Consider the following 23409-nt stretch of genomic DNA (forward strand, 5'->3'; position numbering starts at 1 on the left):
AAAATAGTTGTAAAAACTCTTAATTCTTGGTACAATAGGACTAAATAAGTAGGGTAGTAGTTTACGAGTGAAAACATGTATAGTATCTTTGAAAGAAGATGGATTTAGCGAGGGTACACTAAGTTTAGTAGTATCTAGCTATTGAAGCTTGTGCTCTTATCAAGACGATGGTTGAAATCCGTCCGCCTATAATGATTAGCCTCAACTTAATGTTGGGGCTTTTGTCTTAATTCAGTCTCTTTTTCTACAATCAAAGTAGCCTTTATAATATTTCTAGGGGATTTACACGTTGCAAATAATATAAATCCATTATAAAACCACGGATTATTCAATCCGTGGTTCTTTTCTTATAAACTGGTCGAGTGTTTGGGTTGAACTTTCTGTTCTGGGTCAATGTAGTTAATGGCATTGTTAACAGCTGTTGGAGCTTCACCTAGTCCTGTAGCAATCAAATCAATCTTACCTTCATAGTAGCAACAGTCGCCGATAGCATAGATACCTGCTTGGCTAGACTCTTGCTTGCTGTTGACGATAATCTTGTGACGGTTGAGGTCCAGACCCCAATTTTTAAGATTGCCGACAGATGATTTGAAACCATAGTTGACAAAGAGATGGTCTACTTCGATAGTTTCGGTTTCATCTGATTTGACTTTGGTGATTTCTAGTTTATCGAGTGTTTTTCCATCTCCGAGAAGTTGGCTAGGAACGAACGGTGTCTTGATGGTTACAGACGATTCTTGTAGAGCTTGCACACTGTGTTCCAAGGCGCGGAAATTATCTCTGCGGTGAACGAGAGTAGTTGGGGCAATCTTTTCAAAAGCCAGAGCCCAGTCCACAGCTGAGTCCCCACCACCAAGGATGGTCACTTTCTTGCCAGCGTATTGCTGAATGTTGGATACGTGGTAGTGGATATTTTCATAGTTTTCAACGCCGTCTAATTCGAGTGGCCGTGGTTTGAAGGCGCCACCACCCATAGCAATGATAACGGTTTTAGTCAGGTGACTTCCCTTGTTGGTTGTAATGGCAAATCCTTGATCTTGTTTCTTAATTTCAAGAACGGTTTCATTGAGATGAATAGGGGTATCAAAGCCGTTTAGCTGCTCAATCAAGCGATTGGTCAGCTCTTCTCCAGTTAAGTTTGGAAAACCTGGCACATCAAGGATTTGCTTTTCAGGGTAGAGGATAGCTGGTTGACCACCGAGCTGGGGAAGGGAGTCGATGATTTGGACTTTGGCTTGGCGTAGGTGGGCGTAAAAGGCAGCAAAGAGGCCAACAGGACCGCCACCTACAATGGTAATATCATAGAGTTGAGACATGATTTCTCCTTTGTTTTTTCTAATCAGTTTATTTTATCATATTTTTGCTTAATTTAAAATGAGGTAGGATAGGGAAAAAATGGGCAAAAAATGGTATAATGATGAGTAAAGTGTTTTGACAGGGAGGAGGCCAAGGATGAATTTTCAACAATTATCCAATTTACAATACTGGACGAGTTTGTTTTCAAGCCCTTGGAGTATAGTCACCAATCTGATTGATATTCTCATTGTGACTTATATTTTATATCATTTTACTAAAGCGATTGCAGGCACCAAGATTATGATATTGGTCCGTGGGGTCTTAGTTTTTATTCTAGCCCAGATTCTTTCCAATATGATTGGTTTAACGACTATTTCCTGGTTAATCAATCAGATCATCACCTACGGGGTGATTGCAGCGGTGGTTATCTTTTCACCAGAGATTCGGACTGGTTTGGAGCGATTGGGTCGGGCTACTGATTTCTTCTCCAATGCCCCTATTAGTGCGGAAGAGCAGATGGTTCGTGCATTTGTGAAATCAGTTGAATACATGAGCCCTCGTAAGATTGGGGCGCTTGTAGTGGTTCAGAGAGTGAGAACCTTGCAGGAATACATCTCGACAGGGATCCCTTTAGATGCCAAAATTTCGGCTGAATTGCTTATCAATATTTTCATTCCCAATACTCCCTTGCATGATGGTGCTGTCATTATCAAGGAAGACCGAATTGCTGTAACTTCAGCCTATCTACCCTTGACTGAAGATACCGGGATTTCCAAGGAGTTTGGAACGCGTCACAGGGCGGCGATTGGTTTGTCGGAAGTGTCAGATGCTCTTACCTTTGTGGTTTCGGAAGAAACGGGTGGAATCTCCATCACCTATAATGGAGTCTTTAAGCATGATTTGACCTTGGAAGAGTTTGAATCTGAATTGAGAAGAATCTTACTTCCAACATCAGAGAAAAAGCAAGGTCTGAAAGAGCGCTTGCTAGGAGGATTGAAACATGAGAAAAAATAGTCTATACATCATTTCTTCCTTCTTTTTCGCCTGCATTCTCTTTATCTATGCAACTTTGACAAATTATCAGAATAGCAACAGTGCCAGACAGGTGCGGACGGAGACTTATACTAACACAGTTCTTAATGTCCCAATTGATATTCAGTATGACAGTGATCAGTATTTTATCAGTGGTTTTACATCTGAGGTGACGGTCTTTCTAACAGGGTCAAATAGAGTTGCTTTGGCGAGTGAGATGCAGGAAAGTACCCGCAAATTTAAGGTGACAGCTGATCTTTCTGATGCCAGTGTAGGAACCATCGAAGTTCCTCTAACCATTGAAAATCTTCCGAGCGGTTTGACGGCTGTTGCGACACCGCAAAAGATAACAGTGAAGGTTGGTAAAAAAGCAAAACGAGACAATGTAATCGTTGTGCCGGAGATTGATCCTAGTCAGATTGATTCTCGGGTCAAAATCGACACAGTCACTGTGTCAGATGAAAAAGTAACGGTTATTAGTGACGAGGAGACTCTCTCTAGAGTAGATCGTGTCATTGCCATCTTGCCGACGAGTGAACGGATAACGGGTAACTACTCGGCCTCTGTTCCACTACAAGCAGTTGATAAAAATGGAAATGTCTTGCCAAGCGTCATTATGCCGTTTGACACAACTATGAAAATTACAACAAAAACAGCAACGTCTAGTTCAAGTAACTCGTCAACAAGTTCTTCAGAAGGCAGTTCGTCTTCAACGAGTTCAGAAACAAAATCAGATTCGTCTAAACAATAATAAATAATAGAAAAGGATGATAAATAAAATGGGTAAATATTTTGGAACTGATGGAGTCCGTGGAGAAGCAAACATAGAACTGACGCCAGAATTGGCCTTTAAATTGGGACGTTTTGGTGGTTATGTTCTTAGCCAACACGAAACGGAAGCCCCTAAAGTTTTTGTAGGACGTGATACACGTATCTCAGGAGAAATGCTAGAATCTGCCTTGGTGGCAGGTCTCCTCTCTGTAGGGATTCACGTCTACAAACTTGGTGTCCTTGCAACACCAGCAGTAGCTTACTTGGTAAAAACTGAGGGAGCCAGTGCAGGTGTCATGATTTCCGCTAGCCACAACCCAGCCCTTGATAATGGAATTAAGTTCTTTGGTGGGGATGGTTTCAAACTTGATGATGAAAAAGAAGCAGAAATCGAAGCCTTGCTAGATGCTGCTGAAGATACTCTTCCTCGTCCAAGTGCAGAAGGTTTAGGAACCTTAGTGGACTATCCAGAAGGCTTGCGTAAGTACGAGGGCTACCTTGTTTCAACTGGAACTCCTCTTGAAGGAATGAAAGTGGCCTTGGACACAGCAAACGGTGCAGCGTCTACGAGTGCTCGTCAAATCTTTGCAGACCTTGGGGCTCAAATAACTGTTATTGGGGAGACACCAGATGGTCTTAACATCAACTTGAATGTGGGTTCTACACACCCAGAAGCTCTTCAAAAAGTGGTCAAAGAAAGTGGGTCAGCTATTGGTTTGGCCTTTGACGGAGACAGTGACCGTTTGATTGCTGTTGATGAAAATGGCGACATCGTTGATGGTGATAAGATCATGTATATCATCGGAAAATACCTTTCTGAAAAAGGCCAGTTAGCTCAAAATACTATCGTAACAACCGTTATGTCTAACCTTGGTTTCCATAAGGCCTTGGATCGTGAAGGCATCAATAAGGCAGTCACTGCAGTTGGTGACCGCTATGTCGTCGAAGAAATGAGAAAATCAGGCTATAACCTTGGTGGTGAACAGTCTGGTCACGTTATCTTGATGGATTACAATACGACAGGTGATGGACAGTTAACTGCCGTTCAATTAACAAAAGTTATACGGGAAACCGGTAAAACCTTGTCTCAACTGGCATCAGAAGTAACGATTTACCCACAAAAACTGGTCAATATCCGAGTGGAAAATGCCATGAAAGAAAAAGCCATGGAAGTACCAGCCATCAAGGCAATCATCGAAAAGATGGAAGGAGAAATGGCAGGAAACGGCCGTATCCTTGTTCGCCCAAGTGGTACCGAACCTCTCTTGCGAGTTATGGCAGAGGCACCTACAACAGAAGAAGTCAATTACTATGTAGATACGATTGCTACTGTTGTTAAAGATGAGATCGGTATTGACTAAAGCCTAGAAAACTAGATGAAATGATAAAAATGTGGTACAATTGCATAGTAAATTGTAGCAATGGGAGAGAGAAATGAATCTTAAACGAGAACAAGAATTTGTTAGCCAGTATCACTTTGATGCTCGTAACTTTGAATGGGAAAATGAAAATGGGGCTCCTGAAACCAAGGTAGACGTGAATTTCCAGTTGCTCCAATACGACCAAGAAAACCAAGTAACCTCGCTAGTTGTTATCTTGAGCTTCATGATTGTCTTTGACAAATTTGTCATCAGTGGAACGATTTCTCAAGTTAACCATGTGGAAGGTCGTATTGTTAACGAACCAAGTGAATTTAACCAAGAAGAAGTCGAAACCTTGGCACGTCCATGCTTGAACATGCTCAACCGTTTGACGTATGAAGTAACAGAAATCGCCTTGGATCTTCCAGGGATCAATTTGGAGTTTTAGTCATGAAATTAGCTGTCATTACAGATTCTTCAGCCTATTTAGAGGAGAAGACGCTGCAAAGAGAGAATCTATTTATCTTGGATATTCCTGTCAATATTGATGGGGAGGAGTATGTTGAAGGTGTCAATCTGACTGCTGAGGAATTTTATCAAAAAATGGCTCAGTCTGCAGAATTGCCTAAAACTAGTCAACCAAGTATTGCCAAATTGGATGAGATTCTAAGTTCCTTGAAAGGACAAGGTTATACCCATGTTTTGGGACTCTTTCTTTCGTCAGGGATTTCAGGCTTTTATCAGAACATCCAATACATGTTGGATGAGTATGATGGCTTGACCATAGCCTTTCCAGATACCCATATCACAAGTTCCCCTCTAGGATTTATGGTAGAGAGTGCCTTTGAATGGGCAGAACAGGGCGATGATTTTGCTCAGATTCAGGAGAAATTAGCTCTTCAAATTGCTGATAATTCAGCCTTTATCATAGTGGATGATCTTGATCACTTGGTTAAGGGGGGACGTCTGTCAAATGGGGCAGCCATCTTAGGGAATCTCCTCAGTATCAAGCCTATTCTTTACTTCAATGACCAAGGTGTGATTGAAGTTTACGAAAAAGTTCGTACAGAAAAGAAGGCAATCAAACGTTTGGTGGAAATCATCAAAGAGTTGACAAAAGATGGGAATTACCGTATCACAGTCATACATGGCAATGCTCCTCAAAAGGCAGCGGACTTACGTCAGCTTTTGATGGAGAGTGGTGTGACTGCTGAGATTCCAATTGCAACCTTTGGTAGTGTCATTGGAACCCACCTTGGAGAAGGTAGTATCGCTTTAAGCTATACGCCAGTCGTCTAGATTGTTCTTACAAGCTTTGTATCTTAGAAATTGAACATGGCCTGCCTGCCTCTTGAAAAAGATGCCTGTCTTTCCTTTCGTGGAAAATCAGCGCCATTTCCTATTTTTCATGGGCAGCTAACGTCCTTTGTATCTTGATAATTGAACACGTCTGGAACCCTGTGTGAAAAAGATAGTTCTTCCAAGGAGGAGACACTCCTTGATCAGAACTCCTATTTTCACTTTGTGTTCTTACAGGCTTTGTATCTTAGACAGGAGTAGAGATGAGTATTCGAGTAATTATTGCCGGGTTTAAGGGAAAGATGGGCCAAGCTGCCTGTCAGATGGTCTTTGCTGATCCGGACTTGGACTTGGTCGCAGTTTTGGATCCGTTTGAGTCTGCGTCAGAATGGCAGGGAATTCCTGTCTTCAATGATAAGGCTGACTTGGCTGGTTTTGAAGCGGATGTCTGGGTAGATTTTACAACTCCAGCTGTTGCCTACGAAAATACACACTTTGCTCTTGAAAATGGCTTTGCCCCAGTCGTAGGAACAACAGGATTCACTAGTGAAGAAATTGCAGAACTCAAAGCATTTTCCCGTGAACAAGATTTGGGTGGCTTGATTGCCCCTAACTTTGCCTTGGGAGCTGTCTTGCTGATGCAATTTGCGGTGCAGGCTGCCAAATATTTCCCAAATGTGGAGATTATCGAACTCCATCATGACAAGAAAAAAGATGCTCCGAGTGGAACAGCTATCAAAACTGCCGAGTTAATGGCGGAAGTTCGAGAGTCTATTCAGCAAGGTGCGCCTGATGAGGAAGAATTGATTGCAGGTGCTCGTGGTGCTAACTTTGATGGCATGCGCATACACTCAGTCCGTCTACCAGGCTTGGTAGCCCATCAGGAAGTCATCTTTGGCAATCAGGGAGAAGGATTGACCCTTCGTCATGACTCCTATGATCGCAGCTCCTTCATGACAGGGGTCAATTTGGGAATCAAAGAAGTTGTCAAGCGTCATGAGCTTGTCTATGGATTAGAACACTTATTATGAGATTAACGCAAATGCCTTCTGAATTTCAGAAGGCTTTACCAGTATTAGAAAAAATTAAAGAAGCAGGCTTTGAGGCCTATTTTGTTGGGGGCTCTGTTCGAGATGCCCTCCTCAATCGCCCCATCCACGATGTGGATATTGCTACTTCTTCCTATCCAGAAGAAACCAAGCAGATTTTCCCTCGTACAGCTGACATCGGAATCGAGCACGGAACCGTCTTGGTCCTAGATGGGGACGAGGAGTATGAGGTAACAACCTTTCGAACAGAGGATGTCTATGTGGACTATCGTAGACCCAGTGCGGTTTCCTTTGTGCGTTCGCTAGAAGAGGACCTCAAGCGCCGTGATTTCACAGTTAATGCCTTTGCCTTGGATGAGACAGGCGAAATTATTGACTTGTTCCATGGTTTAGAAGATTTGAAAAACCAAGTCTTGCGAGCAGTTGGAGTGGCTAGTGAGCGTTTCAACGAAGATGCTCTGCGTATTATGCGTGGTTTCCGCTTTCAGGCCAGTCTCGGTTTTAAACTTGAACCAGAAACTTTTGTGGCGATGAAGACTTTGACGCCACTCTTGGAGAAAATTTCTGTGGAGCGCACCTTCGTTGAGTTTGATAAACTCTTGCTGGCTCCTTTTTGGCGAGTTGGTCTGTCTTCCATGATTGAGAGTCGAGCTTATGACTATCTTCCAGACATGGCAGGAAGCCAGGGCAAGCTCAACAGACTGTTTGTTTTGGAGACTGATTTCACTTTTGAATCTTCTGAACAAGCCTGGGCAGCTCTGTTGTGGGCTTTGGAGATTAAAGATGCACAGCCATTTTTGAAAGCTTGGAAAACCTCACGCCAGTTTGCCAAGCAAGTACAGGATTTGCTGACTATTTTGGTTTTGCGAGAAGAAGGAGAGCTGAGCAAGCGCGATTGTTACCGCTTTGACTTGGATTCCCTTCTACAAGCTGAAAGTCTTCGTCAGGCTCAAGGGAAAGAAGTCAACCCACAAGCCATCACAGAAACTTACCAGAGTTTGACCATTCATGATAAGAAAGAAATTCAGATTAACGGAGGAGTTCTGATTAAGGAATATGGTTACCAACCAGGACCAGACTTGGGAGAGATTTTAACGGAGATTGAGTTTGCCATTGTCGATGGAGAGTTGGAAAATGATCGTCAAGCAATCCATGCTTACCTGAGGGAGAAAAAATGAGTGATTTTATCGTTGAAAAACTAAGCAAATCCGTCGGAGACAAGACCGTTTTTAAGGATATTTCCTTTATCATCCATGACTTGGATAGAATTGGTCTGATTGGTGTTAATGGAACGGGTAAGACAACCCTTTTGGACGTCCTTTCTGGCACTTCTGGCTTTGATGGGGACGTCAGCCCCTTTTCAGCTAAGAATGATTATCAGATTGGTTACTTGACCCAGAATCCAGACTTTGATGATAGCAAGACGGTCTTGGATACGGTTCTTTCCAGCGACCTCAAGGAAATTCAGCTGATTCGTGAGTATGAGTTGATTATGCTCAACTACAGTGAGGATAAGCAGGCTCGTTTGGAACGTGTCATGGCCGAAATGGATTCTCTCCAAGCTTGGGAAATTGAAAGCCAGGTCAAGACGGTTCTCAGCAAGTTGGGTATTCAGGATTTGTCGACTCCAGTTGGTGAATTGTCAGGTGGTCTGAGAAGACGTGTTCAGTTGGCGCAAGTTCTCCTAGGAAACCACGACCTCTTGTTACTGGACGAGCCAACCAACCACCTGGACATTGCGACCATTGAGTGGCTGACCCTCTTTTTGAAAAATTCCAAGAAGACAGTTCTCTTTATCACACATGATCGTTATTTCTTAGACGCGCTGTCAACACGAATTTTCGAGTTGGACCAAGCAGGCTTGACCGAGTATCAGGGGAATTATCAGAACTATGTTCGCCTAAAAGCGGAACAGGATGAGCGTGACGCGGCACTTCTCCACAAAAAAGAACAACTCTATAAGCAAGAATTAGCATGGATGCGCAGACAACCGCAAGCGCGTGCGACCAAGCAGCAGGCTCGTATCAATCGTTTCCATGACTTGAAAAAAGAAGTTTCAGGCGGCGTTGCTGAGGCAGACTTGACCATGAACTTTGAAACCAGTCGGATTGGGAAAAAAGTCATCGAGTTTCAGAATGTTTCCTTCGCCTATGAGAACAAGCCGATTTTGCAAGATTTTAACCTTTTGGTGCAAGCTAAAGACCGTATCGGTATCGTTGGGGACAACGGTGTTGGGAAATCAACCCTACTCAACTTGATTGCAGGAAGTCTTGAGCCAACTGAAGGACAAGTTGTGAGAGGGGAAACTGTTCGCATCGCCTATTTTTCTCAACAAATCGAAGGCTTGGATGAAAGCAAACGGGTCATCAATTACCTGCAGGAAGTAGCAGAAGAGGTTAAGACTAGTGGTGGTTCTACGACTTCCATTGCAGAGTTGCTAGAGCAGTTCCTCTTCCCACGTTCGACGCATGGAACCTTGATTGAGAAATTGTCTGGTGGAGAGAAAAAACGCCTTTATCTCCTCAAATTGCTCTTGGAAAAACCAAATGTTCTTCTCTTGGATGAGCCGACAAATGACCTAGATATTGCGACCTTAACAGTCTTAGAGAATTTCTTGCAAGGTTTTGCAGGCCCTGTCTTGACAGTTAGCCATGACCGCTATTTCTTGGATAAGGTAGCAACTAAGATTCTTGCTTTTGAGGATGGCAAGATTCGTCCTTTCTTTGGTCATTACACAGACTATCTTGACGAAAGAGCCTTTGAAACAGAGATGGCCAATCAAGTGCAAAAGGCCGAAAAGGAGAAAGTGGTCAAGGTCCGTGAAGACAAGAAACGCATGACCTACCAAGAAAAGCAGGAGTGGGCAAGCATTGAAGGCGATATTGAAGCCTTGGAAAATCGTATCGCAGCCATTGAAGAAGAAATGCAGGCAAATGGCTCTGACTTTGGCAAACTAGCGACGCTTCAGAAAGAGCTCGATGAAAAAAACGAAGCCTTGCTGGAAAAATATGAACGCTATGAATATTTAAGTGAATTGGTATAATGGAAGAAGTAATCATAAAATGGAGCAGCAAGAAAGTCATCTGGACTATTCTTCTCTGTTTGGTCGAGTTAGTATTTTTTACTTATATACTATCTTTTTTGCTGATTTATCCCGAAGAAGATTCAATGGGAATCATAGTATTAATTGCTTTTGTTGGATTCCTACTCATTATTGTTGGTTGGCTCTTGTATGAACGGATGCAGATTCTTCTATCAGGCAAAGAGTATTTAAAATTTACGACTCAAGGTTTTTTCTATAAGCCACATCCAAAGAAAGACTGGCAGTTTTATTCCTGGAGGCAAGTAGAAACATTTTCTCTTATGAGAATCAAGGGTGGTAGAAGTTCGAGGGATTTTTACCAGATTGAAGTTTGTTTTTTTGAGAAAGACCTTGTAAAAACGAAATCTCTATGGAATCGACTGCGAAGTAAATTTTCAAGTGCTAAACCTGCTGTCGACTTGATAATTCCGATTCATTTACTGGATGTTGACTTTCCTAGAAGAGTCTTTGAAACCATGTCCTACTTTGAGCGAGAATGGCGCATCAAGCAAAATCGTCAAGCAAGAAAACAGACAACATAAGCTTCGAAAACAAGATCTTCAAAATAGCTATAAGACAGTTTAGCTTAAAGACAATCAATCAAAAAAGCCCTATCCACTGGATAGGGTTACTCTTTGTCTTCTTTTTTTGTTTCCTGATGAAAGATATTTTGCCAAGTTTCGTGACGGCGCCAGATACTGGTGTGGACAATCCCGTCCATCTCATAGCAAATGAGTTTGGTTTTCTGACTAATGGAGGTAATCTGAATGTCCTTAATTGTAGCTTTAAGTTCTTTTTCAGCCTTATAAGCCTCTTTATCCATCTGCTCTCCATCTTGACGGATATAGATAAAGTCCTCAGCAAGGAGTTCTTCTAGCTGATTTCCTTGGTCAATCAATTGCTCACGCGTGAGCAGTTTTTTGTAGACATTGTCTAAAATTTCATCCTCAGGTATGGGAGCTGGTTCGATATGGACATCGGTATCAAAGACCCCAAAACGCTCTTCTAGCATAGACTCGACCTGATCTGCAATTTCGTGACTTTCATAGACTGATAAATCGGGATTCATTTCTAGGGTAATATCAAGGTAGATGTTGCTACCGTAGGTACGCCCTCTTTGGGACTTGACCTTACTAATCTTTGGAATCTCCATGATAGCCTTTTGGTAGTCTTCTAGTAGCCGGTCATCAAAACCATCTGAAAGACTGAAGGAAGATTCAATAAAGATATCATAGGCTGTCTTTAAGATAAAGAAAGTGATGATGATAGCAACCAGTTTATCCACAATTGGATAATTGAAACTGCTAGCTAGGATGGCAATGGCGGTTCCAAGTGAGGTAACAGCATCAGAAAGATTATCCTTAGCAGCTGCCTTTAGAGCTTTGGATTTGGATTTCTTACTGAGGCCTGTGTTATAGAGATAAACGACAAACATAACCACCGCAGAAATGATTCCTAGGAATGCTCCTAGAGGATCAATAATCGTTTGTTCCCGACTGAGGATTTTCTGAATGGTGTCCCGAAGCACATCAAAGCCAACGTAGAACATGATGATGGAAGTGATCAAACTAGCTAAATCTTCAATCTTCCAGTGTCCAAAGCGGTGGTCACGGTCTGCAGGCTGGCGAGCCATCCGAATGCCAATCAGAAGAGCAACATTTCCGATAATATCGGATACGTTGTTGAAACCATCCGCTACCAAACTGGAAGAATGTAGGAGGTGGCCAGTCGCTAATTTTGCCGCAGACAAGAGGAGGTAGGTCGAAATGCTGATAATGGCACCACGTTCCGCCAACTTGAGATTTGACATGGATTGGTTCATCGGACTTCCTTTCTAGTGCTGAGATTCTGTTTTCATTATACTGGTTTTCATGGGAAAATTCAAATTTAGTCTTGTCTCATCGGATTTTAATTCTTGAAAATTGTTCAAATTTTGATATAATAGTACTACTCAAGGGAGTAGCTGGCAGAAACCTGTGATAGTGTCGTCATTCCGAATTTTATACTGTAAAGTATTCTTTCCGGCGCTATCTTAAACAGCGAGACTTGTTATGATTAACAGGTCTCTTTTTGTTTGTCATAAAACCAAAAGAGAGCTTGTTTTGCACACAAAGTCAAGGAGGAGACACATGTCAAAAGAACAAAAACGCCAAGCGTTTTATACTCAAAGTCCCGAAGAAGTCTTGAAGTCGGTTGAAGCAACTGAGCAAGGCCTTTCGTCAAGCGAAGCGCAGAAACGCCTAGCTGAATATGGGCGCAATGAACTCGAAGAGGGTGAGAAAAAATCTCTCTTGGTTAAATTCATCGAACAGTTTAAGGATTTGATGATTATTATTTTGGTGGCTGCAGCCATCTTGTCCGTCATAACTTCTGGTGGGGAAGATATTGCAGATGCCATTATTATTCTAGCCGTTGTTATCATTAACGCAGCCTTTGGTGTTTACCAAGAAGGAAAAGCAGAAGAAGCCATCGAAGCCCTCAAGTCTATGTCTAGTCCAGCAGCACGTGTTATTCGTGATGGGCACATGGCTGAGATTGACTCAAAAGAATTGGTACCAGGTGATATCGTTGCTCTTGAAGCAGGTGATGTCGTACCAGCAGACCTACGTTTGCTAGAAGCTAACTCTCTCAAAATCGAAGAAGCAGCCCTAACAGGTGAGTCTGTTCCAGTCGAAAAAGACTTGACTGTCGAGCTCTCTGCAGATGCTGGTATTGGTGACCGTGTCAATATGGCCTTCCAAAACTCAAACGTGACTTATGGTCGTGGTCTTGGTGTTGTTGTCAATACAGGTATGTACACGGAAGTTGGTCATATCGCTGGCATGCTCCAAGATGCGGATGAGACGGATACACCACTCAAACAAAACTTGAACAACCTTTCTAAGGTCTTGACCTATGCAATTTTGGTTATTGCCCTTGTTACTTTTGTAGTTGGAGTCTTCATTCAAGGTAAAAATCCACTTGGTGAGTTGATGACCTCTGTTGCGCTTGCTGTTGCAGCCATCCCAGAAGGACTTCCTGCTATCGTGACTATCGTTCTTGCCCTTGGTACTCAAGTTTTGGCAAAACGAAACTCTATCGTTCGTAAGTTGCCAGCAGTAGAAACACTTGGTTCAACTGAAATCATCGCTTCTGATAAGACTGGTACGCTTACCATGAACAAGATGACCGTCGAAAAAGTCTTCTATGATGCAGTACTACATGATTCAGCTGATGACATTGAACTAGGTCTTGAAATGCCTCTTCTTCGTTCAGTTGTCTTGGCTAACGATACTAAGATTGATGCAGAAGGAAACCTGATCGGGGATCCAACGGAAACAGCCTTCATCCAGTATGCCTTGGACAAGGGTTACGATGTTAAAGGGTTCTTAGAGAAATATCCTCGTGTAGCTGAATTGCCGTTTGACTCAGATCGTAAACTCATGTCAACGGTTCATCCATTACCAGATGGTAAATTCCTCGTAGCAGTCAAGGGAGCCCCTGACCAACTCTTGAAACGTTGTGTTGCTCGGGATAAAGCTGGAGATGTCGCTCCGATTGATAATCAAGTCAATGACATAATTCACACAAACAACTCTGAAATGGCTCACCAAGCCTTGCGTGTCCTTGCGGGTGCGTATAAGATTATCGATAGTATTCCAGAAAACTTGACTTCTGAAGAGCTTGAAAACAACTTGATCTTTACTGGATTGATTGGAATGATTGACCCTGAACGTGCCGAAGCTGCAGAAGCTGTTCGTGTGGCTAAGGAAGCTGGAATCCGTCCAATCATGATTACGGGTGACCATCAAGATACTGCAGAAGCTATTGCCAAACGTTTGGGAATTATTGATGCAAATGATACAGAAGGCCACGTTTTAACTGGTGCTGAGCTCAACGAACTGTCAGATGAAGACTTTGAAAAAGTAGTTGGTCAATACTCTGTTTATGCCCGTGTGTCTCCAGAACACAAGGTTCGTATCGTCAAGGCTTGGCAAAAACAAGGTAAGGTTGTTGCTATGACAGGTGACGGTGTTAATGATGCGCCAGCTCTGAAAACAGCCGATATCGGTATCGGTATGGGAATCACTGGTACAGAGGTTTCTAAGGGAGCTTCTGACATGATTCTTGCAGATGATAACTTTGCGACTATTATCGTCGCAGTTGAAGAAGGACGTAAGGTTTTCTCAAACATTCAAAAGACTATTCAGTACCTTCTTTCTGCCAATACGGCTGAAGTTTTGACTATCTTCCTATCAACCTTGTTTGGTTGGGATGTTTTGCAACCAGTTCATCTTTTGTGGATCAACTTGGTAACCGATACCTTCCCAGCTATCGCTCTTGGTGTTGAGCCAGCTGAGCCAGGTGTTATGACCCACAAACCACGTGGACGTAAGTCAAGCTTCTTCTCAGGTGGGGTTATGAGTTCCATCATCTATCAAGGTCTCCTTCAAGGTGCTCTTGTTCTGGCCGTTTATGGTCTTGCCCTTCTTTACCCAGTTCATGTGGGTGACAATCAAGCTATCCACGCTGATGCTCTTACTATGGCCTTTGCAACACTTGGTTTGATCCAGCTCTTCCATGCCTACAACGTTAAGTCTGTTTACCAATCCATCTTGACAGTTGGTCCATTCAAGTCTAAGACCTTCAACTGGTCTATCTTGGTATCCTTCATTCTTCTTATGGCAACAATCGTCGTAGAACCACTTGAAGGTATCTTCCACGTAACCAAACTAGACTTATCACAATGGGGAATCGTTATGGGCGGAAGCTTCTCAATGATTCTTATCGTAGAAATCGTTAAGTTTGTTCAACGTAAACTAGGTCTTGATAAGAACGCGATTTAAAAAGAAAGTCATCTTTGGATGGCTTTCTTTTGCATTTGAGGAAAAGACTAGAAGTTACCCCCTTTTGTGCTATAATAAAGTAAAGTAGCAAGGAGCGTAAGAGAATGGAAAAGAAAATTGTCCGAGATGTCTTATTCTTGTCGCAGGTCTCGAAACCTGCAAGTCAGGAAGACCTTTATCTGGCTAAAGATTTGCAGGATACCCTGCTGGCTAATCGCGAGACCTGTGTCGGTCTGGCGGCCAATATGATTGGTGTGCAGAAGCGCGTGATTATCTTTAATCTTGGCCTAGTTCCCATGGTCATGTTTAACCCTATTCTCCTTTCCTACAAAGGGCCTTACGAGACAGAGGAAGGTTGTTTGTCCTTGACGGGGGTTCGAACGACGACTCGTTATGAAACGATTACGGTTTCCTATCGCGATAGCAAGTGGCAGGAACAGACCATTACACTGACAGGTTTTCCAGCTCAGATCTGCCAACATGAACTGGATCATTTGGAAGGACGGATTATTTAGGAGGAACTCAGATGAAACGTATACTCTTTGAACTTGTTTTTATCGCAACGACCTGGTATATCTTTTTACCACCCTTCAATCTTACTAGTTGGGAATTCATCGTCTTTCTTTGTGCTCATCTGGTGGTGATGGGGATTTTGTTTAGTTTTCGAAGGGATACCAATCCTTTCAAGACAGTTCACGTACGTCATGGCAAGGTTGCCAACGAACTCAATCTAGAAGGACTTCATTTTAATAAATTAGGTGGAGGATTGTTGCTGGCTGCAGGTCTTATCTTTGCCTTTGCTGGACTGGTGACTCTTGTGACTTCTAGTTTTTTCCAAGCAAAAAACTATGCTAATGTGGTGTCTATCACAGAAAAAGATTTTAAAGACTTTCCTAAGAGTGATACTAGTAAGGTTCCAATCTTGGATCGGAGCACTGCAGAAAAGATTGGTGACCGTTATCTGGGTTCTCTGACGGATAAGGTCTCCCAGTACGTAGCAGCAGATACTTATACCCAGCTGACGGTTGATGGCAAACCCTATCGGGTGACACCTTTGGAGTATGCCGACCCGATCAAATGGTTTAATAATCAGTCCAAGGGAATTGGCGAGTATATCAAGGTTGATATGGTGACAGGAAATGCGGAATTGGTGGATTTAAAAACACCGATGAAGTATTCGGACTCCGAGTATTTTAACCGTGACGTCAAACGTCATCTTCGAATCAAGTATCCAACCAAGATTTTTAAAACCCCATCCTTTGAGGTGGATGATGAAGGCAATCCTTTCTATGTAGCAACCGTTTATCAAAAACAGTTTGGTCTAGGAGTACCTCGCCCTTCATCTGTTATTATCTTGGACGCCACTAATGGAGAAACTAAGGAATATAGCTTGGATGAAGTGCCAGAATGGGTGGACCGTGTCTATCCGGCCGAAGAAACCATCGAACAAATCAACTACAACGGCAAGTATAAAGACGGCTTCTGGAATGCCTTGATTTCTAAGAAAAATGTTACCCAAACGACAGAGGGCTATAACTATCTTTCTATCGGAAATGACATTTATCTCTACACGGGGGTAACTTCAGCAAATGCTGACGAAAGTAATCTAGGATTTATCCTTGAAAACATGCGAACTGGTGAAATCACCAAGTACAATCTAGCATCAGCAACCGAAGAATCTGCGCGTGCTTCCGCAGAAGGAGCCGTGCAGGAGAAAGCCTATAAGGCGACCTTCCCTATCCTTGTCAATCTTAATGACAAACCGCTCTACATCATGGGTTTGAAGGACAATGCAGGTTTGGTCAAGGAGTATGCATTGGTCGATGCAGTAGAGTACCAAAACGTCATCGTAGCAGCTACAGTAGATGAACTCCTCAGCAAATATGCCAATAAAAACGACCTCGAGCTGGATAATGAAACGGTAGAAAACATCAAGGGTGTGGTTGCGGACTTGAAATCAGCTGTCATCAAGGGAGACACCGTCTACTTCTTTAAAGTTGATGGCAAAATCTACAAGGTCAAGGCCTCCGTATCAGACGACCTTCCTTACCTTGAAAATGGCCAATCCTTCGAAGGTCAAGTTGGAAAAGATAATTACCTCAAGACCTTCAAAGTGAAGTAAACAAAGAAACCTCGGTATAAACCGAGGTTTTTCAGATGAAATTCTTGGTCGTGATTGAAAAATATGCTACACTAACAATATGAAAATTTTAATCCCAACAGCAAAAGAAATGAACACCGAAATCCCTAGTTTAGATGCGTATCCATTGCGTCCTGAAAGTCAGGCAGTCCTTGATGAACTAGCGACATACTCTACTCAAGAACTAGAGAAGTTTTACAAAATCTCTGCCGAAAAAGCGCAAGAGGAATATGAACGCATCCAATCCTTAAAAGAACAAAGAGCCAAAAACTATCCAGCTTTGAAACTCTTTGATGGTCTCATGTATCGCCACATCAAACGAGATGAGTTGACTGAGATTGAACAAATCTATCTTGAAAATCATGTTTTAATTACATCAGCTTTGTATGGTGTTGTTCCAGCCTTATCACCTATGGCTCCTCACCGTTTGGACTTCTTGATGAAGTTAAAAGTGGCTGGAAAAACCCTGAAGAGCCATTGGAAATCTGCCTACGATGAGGCCCTGCAGGATGAGGACTTGATATTTTCTCTCTTGTCTTCAGAGTTTGAAACTGTATTTTCTAAGGAAATCAGAGAAAAGATGGTGACCTTCAAATTTATGGAGGACAAGGCTGGGCAGCTGAAAATCCATTCAACTATTTCAAAGAAAGCGCGTGGGGCCTTTTTGACAGCCTTGATAGAAGGACAAGTTCAAACAATTGAGCAAGTTCGTAAGCTCAGCTTTGCCGGTTTTGACTACCGACCTGATTTATCAAGTGACTTAGAACTCGTCTTTGTGAAACAAGCATAAAACCAGCTCGAATGAGCTGGTTTTTGTTTGATTAGTTGATGGCTGCAAGAAGATTGTCAGCTTGTTTGGCAAGAGATGAAGCAGTTGTTTCTTCTAACACCAATTTTCCGTCTGCCCAAGCAGAGTCATTGACACGCGCGGCAGTAAAGTCACCAACGACTTGTGTACGGATAAATGGCAAGAGGTCTTTGTAAATCGCAAAGAGTTGCTCGTGACCTGCATTGGCTACAGATGAGACAGTAACAAACTTGTCTTGGAGGGCAGAAGCACTACGTGTATCTGTCAAGTCAAGGGCGCGCGAGAGCCAGTCAAGCAAGTTCTTCACTGTTCCAGGGATAGAGAAGTTGTAGACTGGAGAGAAGATCCAGATGGCATTGGCAGCAAGGACAGCTTCGCGAGCAGCAGCTACGGCTGGATGAGTTGGAACTTCAAGATCTTGGCTGAAGAGGGGAACAGCAGAGTAATCAAGATAGCTAACTTCCACTTTGCCAGCAAGTGCTTTTTCAGCTTCAAGGGCCATTTGGTGGTTGAAAGAACCTTGGCGAAGTGATCCGACGATAAATAGTACTTTTTTAGACATGATGTGTCTCCTTTAGTTAAAAATTAAAGAGCGAACTCTTTTGTTACCATCTATGTTACAACAAATAATACTAATTAGCAATAATTTTGCTCACAAATTTTTAAATTTTTTTAAAATCCGGATTAAGTCTTCCTTTTCGCCATCTTCCAAGATGCTGAGTGCTTCTATGATAGAATCGATATGGTCAGGAAGGACCTCTTCGATTTTTCTGCGTCCTGCAGGTGTTAATTTCAGGAAAAAAGAGCGACGATCCTTGGGGTCACAAGTTCTAGAAATCCACCCATCTCGAACCATATTTCGAATGACAACAGTCATGTTTCCAGAAGTGGCCAGCATTTTTTCAATCAAATCCTGAATGCGCAGTTCCCCCTTGCTATAGAGGGTTTCCAAAACTGAAAATTGAGTGGGTGTTAGCCCGTGTTCTTTAGCAGCCTTGGCTTCATATGGTTTAAAAGTTCGTATGGCTTTATTGAGGACGATAGCTGTTTTTAAGTCTAGTTGATTATCGGAAATTTTCTCTTTCAAATATTGTTTCATAAGGTTATTTTATCAATAATGAGAGAGAATAACAAGAACTTATGTTTTATAGGAAAAGATTCTTAGAATGTTCCTGTCTTCACTTGTAATAAAGGAGGAGAGATGGTAAAATAGACGAGTGAAACTAAGACAGAAAAACGCAAAAAACAAGCTACTTATACAATACGGAATCGGCATTTCTCTGGTACTGCTAGTGCTGACTGGATCCTTTCTTTACCTGATTTCGCTTAGCATGAAACCCTATCAAGATGCTAGGGTTGAAGGAGAAAAACTGGCCAAGCAGTATGCAGAATTGGAAAAGGCAGATCAGGTTGATTTTTATAATGGACTAGAAGGTTATTACAGCGTTTTAGGACATAATAAAAAGCAAGAGGCCATTGCCGTACTGATTGAAAAGAATGACCACAAGATTTATGTCTATCAGCTAGATAAGGGGATTTCTCAAGATAAGGCGGTGACGATTTCAAGGAAAAAAGGCGCTAGCGACATTGACAAGATTACCTTTGGTCGTTATCAGGACAAGCCGATTTGGGAAGTCAAGTCAGGAAACCAGTACTATCTGGTTGACTTTGAAACAGGAGCAGTGATCCAATAAGGAGGGCATATGAAACTATCCAAACGTGTACTAGAAATGGAAGAAAGTGTCACTCTATCTAGTGATGCAAGAGCCAAGGCATTAAAAGCTCAAGGAAAGGATGTTCTTTTCCTAACCTTGGGACAGCCTGATTTTCATACTCCTGAGAATATTCAGGATGCAGCGGTAGAAGCGATTCGTGATGGACGTGCTTCCTTCTATACAGTTGCTTCAGGTCTACCAGAGTTAAAAGCGGCGGTTAATACCTATTTTGAACGCCACTATGGGTATTCCGTAGCGGCCAACGAGGTTACCTTTGCCACTGGTGCTAAGTTCTCTCTCTACACCTTCTTTATGGCTGTGGTCAATCCAGGTGATGAAGTCATCATCCCTACACCATACTGGGTCAGCTATGGAGACCAGGTCAAGATGGCAGAAGGTGTGCCAGTCTTTGTCCAGACCAAGGAAGACAATCACTTTAAAGTAACAGTAGAGCAGCTAGAAGCAGCGCGAACAGATAAGACCAAGGTCTTGGTTCTCAATTCACCATCGAATCCGACCGGTATGATTTACTCTCGTGAGGAACTCTTGGCTATTGGAAATTGGGCTGTTGCGCATGATGTCCTTATCCTAGCAGATGATATTTATGGTCGTTTGGTTTATAACGGGAATGAATTTGTTCCAATATCTAGTCTGTCAGAAGCCATTCGCAAGCAAACCATCGTGATTAACGGTGTATCTAAGGCCTATGCCATGACTGGTTGGCGGGTAGGTTATGCTGTGGGAAATCCTGAAATTATCGCTGCGATGAGTAAATTGACTGGTCAAACGACTTCTAACCTGACTGCAGTATCTCAATACGCAACAATCGAAGCGCTAACTGGTCCGCAAGACTCTGTAGAGACTATGCGTCAGGCTTTCGAGGAACGTTTGAATACCATTTATCCTCTTTTGTGCCAAGTGCCAGGATTTGAAGTTGTCAAGCCCCAAGGAGCTTTCTATCTCTTCCCAAATGTTAAAAAAGCGATGGAGATGAAGGGCTATACCGATGTAACGGACTTTACAACGGCTATTCTTGAGGAAGTCGGTCTTGCCTTGATTACAGGAGCAGGGTTTGGGGCGCCAGAAAATGTTCGTCTCAGTTATGCAACTGACTTGGACACCTTGAAAGAAGCTATTCGCCGTTTGCATCAATTTATGGAAAACTAAAACTCAAAGTCTTCGTCATCTTGGCGAAGATTTTTGTAATGAAATTCTCTCGAATTTTCTCCAGTAGCACCTAGCTATCAGAGTCTATTTATGGTAAAATAGTGAGTAATGACGTCTTCGGACAAGTTAAAGAAAAGGAAGATAAAACATGACAAAACGTGTAACAATTATCGAAGTGAAAGACTACGTTGGTCAAGAAGTGACCATCGGGGCCTGGGTTGCCAACAAATCAGGAAAAGGAAAAATTGCCTTCTTGCAATTGCGTGATGGAACAGCCTTTTTCCAAGGAGTTGCCTTCAAACCAAACTTTATTGAAAAATTCGGCGAAGAAGTTGGTCTTGAAAAATTTGAAACGATCAAACACTTGAGCCAAGAGACTTCTGTTTATGTGACAGGGATTGTCAAAGAAGATGAGCGTTCTAAGTTTGGCTATGAACTCGATATCACAGACATCGAAGTCATCGGTGAATCACAAGATTACCCAATCACTCCAAAAGAACATGGAACAGACTTCTTGATGGACAACCGTCACTTGTGGCTCCGTTCTCGTAAGCAAGTAGCAGTGATGCAAATCCGTAACGCCATTATCTACGCAACTTATGAGTTCTTTGACAAGAATGGCTTCTTGAAATTTGATAGCCCAATTCTTTCAGGAAATGCAGCTGAAGATTCAACAGAACTCTTTGAAACGGACTACTTCGGAACTCCAGCCTACTTGAGCCAATCAGGTCAGCTTTATCTTGAAGCGGGTGCTATGGCCCTTGGTCGTGTCTTTGACTTTGGTCCAGTATTCCGTGCTGAAAAATCAAAAACGCGCCGTCACTTGACTGAGTTCTGGATGATGGATGCGGAGTATTCTTACTTGACACATGACGAGTCACTTGACTTGCAAGAAGCCTATGTTAAAGCCCTTCTCCAAGGTGTTTTGGATCGTGCACCACAAGCCTTGGAAACATTGGAACGCGATACTGAACTTTTGAAACGCTACATTGCAGAACCTTTCAAACGGATCACTTACGATCAAGCCATTGACCTCTTGCAAGAACATGAAAATGATGAAGACGCTGACTATGAACATCTCGAGCATGGAGATGACTTCGGTTCACCACATGAAACTTGGATTTCAAACCACTTTGGTGTGCCAACATTTGTCATGAACTATCCAGCAGCTATCAAGGCCTTCTACATGAAACCAGTTCCTGGAAATCCAGAGCGCGTGCTTTGTGCAGACTTGCTTGCACCGGAAGGATATGGAGAAATCATCGGTGGTTCTATGCGTGAGGAAGATTACGATGCCCTTGTCGCTAAGATGGAAGAACTTGGAATGGACCGCACAGAGTATGAATTCTACCTTGACCTTCGTAAATACGGTACTGTCCCACACGGTGGATTTGGGATCGGTATCGAGCGCATGGTAACTTTCGCAGCAGGTACAAAACACATTCGTGAAGCGATTCCATTCCCACGTATGTTGCACCGTATCAAACCATAAAATAAATCAAAACGCCCTAGGGGCGTTTTTTCAAAGTAGAAGAAGGAAGAGGCGAGGAACATGTAAAGTTAGGATTAACAAGTGACAGACACAAGAATATATACACTTGTTAAAGGAGAAATGATGTTTAAACCAAATTATCGGAAGAATATCGGTCTCATGGCTGGAGTGGAATGTTTTGCTTTTTTGGGCATTACCAGCTTTTGGATTTTATTTCTCAGTCAAAATGGGATGTCACTTTGGCAGATTGGCTTATTGGAAAGTATTTTTCATGCCACCAGTGTCATTTGTGAAATTCCCTCTGGAATGTTAGCTGACCGCTATTCCTATAAAACAAATCTGTATTTAAGTCGAATAGCTGGAATTGCGTCGTCTATTCTCATGTTAGTAGGGCAAGGTAATTTTTGGATTTATGCCCTCGCTATGGTGGTGAGTGCCCTGTCTTATAATTTTGATTCGGGGACGAGTGCAGCCATGGTTTATGATTCGGCCGTGGAGGCTGGATTAAAAGAGCGCTACTTGTCTATCTCAAGTTTTATGTCAGGAGTAGCAGAAGGAACTCGGTCTTTGGGAACCGTTTTAGCGGGGTTTTTTGTCCATGGTCAATTGCACTTGACCTACTATATCATGATTGCCACTTCTATAATCGTCCTTTTCCTAACCTGGATGCTAAAAGAGCCTAGTGTTAAAGCGCAAAAATCTGAGCGTCTGACCATGAAAAAAATTATTTGGACTGTCAAAGAGGAGTTGCGGAGAAATCCCAGTCTTTTTGCTTGGATGATTCTGTCCCAAATCATCGGGACCCTGATGTGCATGTTTTATTTTTACTATCAAAATCAACTGCCTGACTTAGAAGGTTGGCAAATTTCGATGGTCATGCTGATGGGCAGTCTTTTGAATATCTGGGCAGTTTATCTAGCGAGTAAGATTGGAAAGAGGTATTCAGCCTTAAAGCTCTTTCCAATTCTTGTACTCTTAACTGGAGTGACCTACTTACTTTCCTACATTGGCACATCTCTAATTTATATTTTGATTTATTTGATTAGTAATGCCTTATATGCTCTCTTTCAACCGATTTTTGACAACGATTTACAAAAGCGACTCCCAAGTGAGGTACGGGCAACCATGCTAAGTGTCTACTCCATGATGTTTAGTCTGAGTATGATTGTTATTTTTCCTCTAACGGGGTGGCTGATTGATTCTCTAGGATTTGTAGTAGCATTCCTTTACTTAGGTCTCTTTTTAGTGCTAGCCAGCTTTTTGCTATTTTTCATTTTGAAAGAGATGGCCAGAGCTTTGGGACTCAAAGAGGATGTTATTTCTAAGTAATATAGTTATTTTTTCACTTTTATCTTTTTTACTTGCTATCTA

Annotated in this window: 21 protein-coding genes; 17 read left to right on the plus strand and 4 right to left on the minus strand. The window is 42.4% G+C overall.

Features of this window, described 5'->3' with window-relative positions:
* Positions 1 to 347: 347 nt before the first annotated feature.
* Complete coding sequence (locus tag M1F74_RS03405; protein WP_247946283.1) at positions 348 to 1316, minus strand: NAD(P)/FAD-dependent oxidoreductase; 969 nt, start codon at positions 1314 to 1316, stop codon at positions 348 to 350.
* Positions 1317 to 1452: 136 nt separating this feature from the next.
* Between M1F74_RS03405 and cdaA the strand changes: the two genes are divergently transcribed.
* The 9 genes from cdaA to M1F74_RS03450 all read left to right on the plus strand — a co-directional run bounded on the left by cdaA (position 1453) and on the right by M1F74_RS03450 (position 10432).
* Entirely contained in the window at positions 1453 to 2310 is an 858-nt protein-coding gene (gene cdaA / locus M1F74_RS03410) for a diadenylate cyclase CdaA (RefSeq protein WP_033584451.1), read from the plus strand.
* Complete coding sequence (locus M1F74_RS03415) at positions 2297 to 3079, plus strand: CdaR family protein (protein WP_007517009.1); 783 nt, start codon at positions 2297 to 2299, stop codon at positions 3077 to 3079. Before cdaA ends, M1F74_RS03415 begins: the two co-directional genes overlap by 14 nt.
* Positions 3080 to 3107: 28 nt before the next feature.
* Positions 3108 to 4460: a phosphoglucosamine mutase gene (gene glmM / locus M1F74_RS03420; RefSeq protein WP_247946284.1), complete on the plus strand. Its 1353-nt coding sequence runs from the start codon at positions 3108 to 3110 to the stop codon at positions 4458 to 4460.
* A gap of 73 nt (positions 4461 to 4533) precedes the next feature.
* The gene (locus M1F74_RS03425; RefSeq protein ID WP_001050095.1) at positions 4534 to 4908 is read left to right on the plus strand and encodes a DUF1149 family protein; all 375 of its coding nucleotides are present in this window, start codon (positions 4534 to 4536) and stop codon (positions 4906 to 4908) included.
* A 2-nt stretch (positions 4909 to 4910) separates the two neighbouring features.
* Complete coding sequence (locus M1F74_RS03430; protein ID WP_000762158.1) at positions 4911 to 5759, plus strand: DegV family protein; 849 nt, start codon at positions 4911 to 4913, stop codon at positions 5757 to 5759.
* Between the two features lie 263 nt (positions 5760 to 6022).
* On the plus strand, positions 6023 to 6790 hold the full coding sequence (dapB, locus tag M1F74_RS03435; RefSeq protein WP_247946285.1) for a 4-hydroxy-tetrahydrodipicolinate reductase: 768 nt from the start codon (positions 6023 to 6025) through the stop codon (positions 6788 to 6790).
* Complete coding sequence (locus M1F74_RS03440; RefSeq protein WP_080566816.1) at positions 6787 to 7986, plus strand: CCA tRNA nucleotidyltransferase; 1200 nt, start codon at positions 6787 to 6789, stop codon at positions 7984 to 7986. The genes dapB and M1F74_RS03440 overlap by 4 nt, the downstream gene beginning before the upstream one ends.
* Positions 7983 to 9851 (plus strand): ABC-F family ATP-binding cassette domain-containing protein, encoded by a 1869-nt coding sequence (locus M1F74_RS03445; protein ID WP_247946286.1) that lies wholly within the window; start codon positions 7983 to 7985, stop codon positions 9849 to 9851. The genes M1F74_RS03440 and M1F74_RS03445 overlap by 4 nt, the downstream gene beginning before the upstream one ends.
* Before the next feature lie 125 nt (positions 9852 to 9976).
* On the plus strand, positions 9977 to 10432 hold the full coding sequence (locus tag M1F74_RS03450) for a hypothetical protein (RefSeq protein ID WP_247946287.1): 456 nt from the start codon (positions 9977 to 9979) through the stop codon (positions 10430 to 10432).
* Positions 10433 to 10518: 86 nt separating this feature from the next.
* Here M1F74_RS03450 and M1F74_RS03455 read toward each other — a convergent pair whose 3' ends face one another.
* Complete coding sequence (locus tag M1F74_RS03455; protein ID WP_247946288.1) at positions 10519 to 11712, minus strand: cation diffusion facilitator family transporter; 1194 nt, start codon at positions 11710 to 11712, stop codon at positions 10519 to 10521.
* 307 nt (positions 11713 to 12019) lie between these two features.
* Between M1F74_RS03455 and M1F74_RS03460 the strand changes: the two genes are divergently transcribed.
* From M1F74_RS03460 to yaaA, 4 genes are all read left to right on the plus strand, one after another.
* A complete protein-coding gene (locus M1F74_RS03460) occupies positions 12020 to 14716 on the plus strand; it encodes a cation-translocating P-type ATPase (protein WP_247946289.1) in 2697 nt (898 codons plus the stop codon).
* 104 nt (positions 14717 to 14820) lie between these two features.
* Entirely contained in the window at positions 14821 to 15231 is a 411-nt protein-coding gene (locus tag M1F74_RS03465; protein WP_000412253.1) for a peptide deformylase, read from the plus strand.
* Between the two features lie 11 nt (positions 15232 to 15242).
* Complete coding sequence (locus tag M1F74_RS03470; protein WP_247946290.1) at positions 15243 to 16838, plus strand: hypothetical protein; 1596 nt, start codon at positions 15243 to 15245, stop codon at positions 16836 to 16838.
* A gap of 79 nt (positions 16839 to 16917) precedes the next feature.
* Positions 16918 to 17646 carry a peroxide stress protein YaaA gene (gene yaaA, locus M1F74_RS03475; RefSeq protein ID WP_247946291.1) on the plus strand — a complete coding sequence of 243 codons (729 nt, stop codon included), beginning with the start codon at positions 16918 to 16920 and terminating at the stop codon, positions 17644 to 17646.
* A 31-nt stretch (positions 17647 to 17677) separates the two neighbouring features.
* Here the strand turns inward: yaaA and M1F74_RS03480 are convergent, their stop codons facing one another.
* Together M1F74_RS03480 and M1F74_RS03485 are read right to left on the minus strand one after the other, a co-directional pair.
* Positions 17678 to 18226 carry an NADPH-dependent FMN reductase gene (locus M1F74_RS03480; RefSeq protein WP_247946292.1) on the minus strand — a complete coding sequence of 183 codons (549 nt, stop codon included), beginning with the start codon at positions 18224 to 18226 and terminating at the stop codon, positions 17678 to 17680.
* Positions 18227 to 18316: 90 nt separating this feature from the next.
* Positions 18317 to 18763 (minus strand): MarR family winged helix-turn-helix transcriptional regulator, encoded by a 447-nt coding sequence (locus tag M1F74_RS03485; RefSeq protein ID WP_247946293.1) that lies wholly within the window; start codon positions 18761 to 18763, stop codon positions 18317 to 18319.
* 118 nt (positions 18764 to 18881) lie between these two features.
* Between M1F74_RS03485 and M1F74_RS03490 the strand changes: the two genes are divergently transcribed.
* The 4 genes from M1F74_RS03490 (at position 18882) to M1F74_RS03505 (ending at position 23367) form a co-directional block, all read left to right on the plus strand.
* Positions 18882 to 19358 (plus strand): DUF5590 domain-containing protein, encoded by a 477-nt coding sequence (locus tag M1F74_RS03490; protein WP_247946294.1) that lies wholly within the window; start codon positions 18882 to 18884, stop codon positions 19356 to 19358.
* A gap of 9 nt (positions 19359 to 19367) precedes the next feature.
* Positions 19368 to 20546: a pyridoxal phosphate-dependent aminotransferase gene (locus tag M1F74_RS03495; protein ID WP_247946295.1), complete on the plus strand. Its 1179-nt coding sequence runs from the start codon at positions 19368 to 19370 to the stop codon at positions 20544 to 20546.
* 148 nt (positions 20547 to 20694) lie between these two features.
* Positions 20695 to 22038, plus strand: coding sequence for an asparagine--tRNA ligase (gene asnS / locus M1F74_RS03500; RefSeq protein WP_247946296.1), 1344 nt, complete (start codon positions 20695 to 20697; stop codon positions 22036 to 22038).
* Positions 22039 to 22161: 123 nt separating this feature from the next.
* Positions 22162 to 23367: an MFS transporter gene (locus M1F74_RS03505; RefSeq protein ID WP_247946297.1), complete on the plus strand. Its 1206-nt coding sequence runs from the start codon at positions 22162 to 22164 to the stop codon at positions 23365 to 23367.
* Positions 23368 to 23409 lie beyond the last annotated feature (42 nt).

The organism is Streptococcus oralis (assembly GCF_023109315.1).
In the GTDB taxonomy this organism is placed as follows: domain Bacteria; phylum Bacillota; class Bacilli; order Lactobacillales; family Streptococcaceae; genus Streptococcus; species Streptococcus oralis_BS.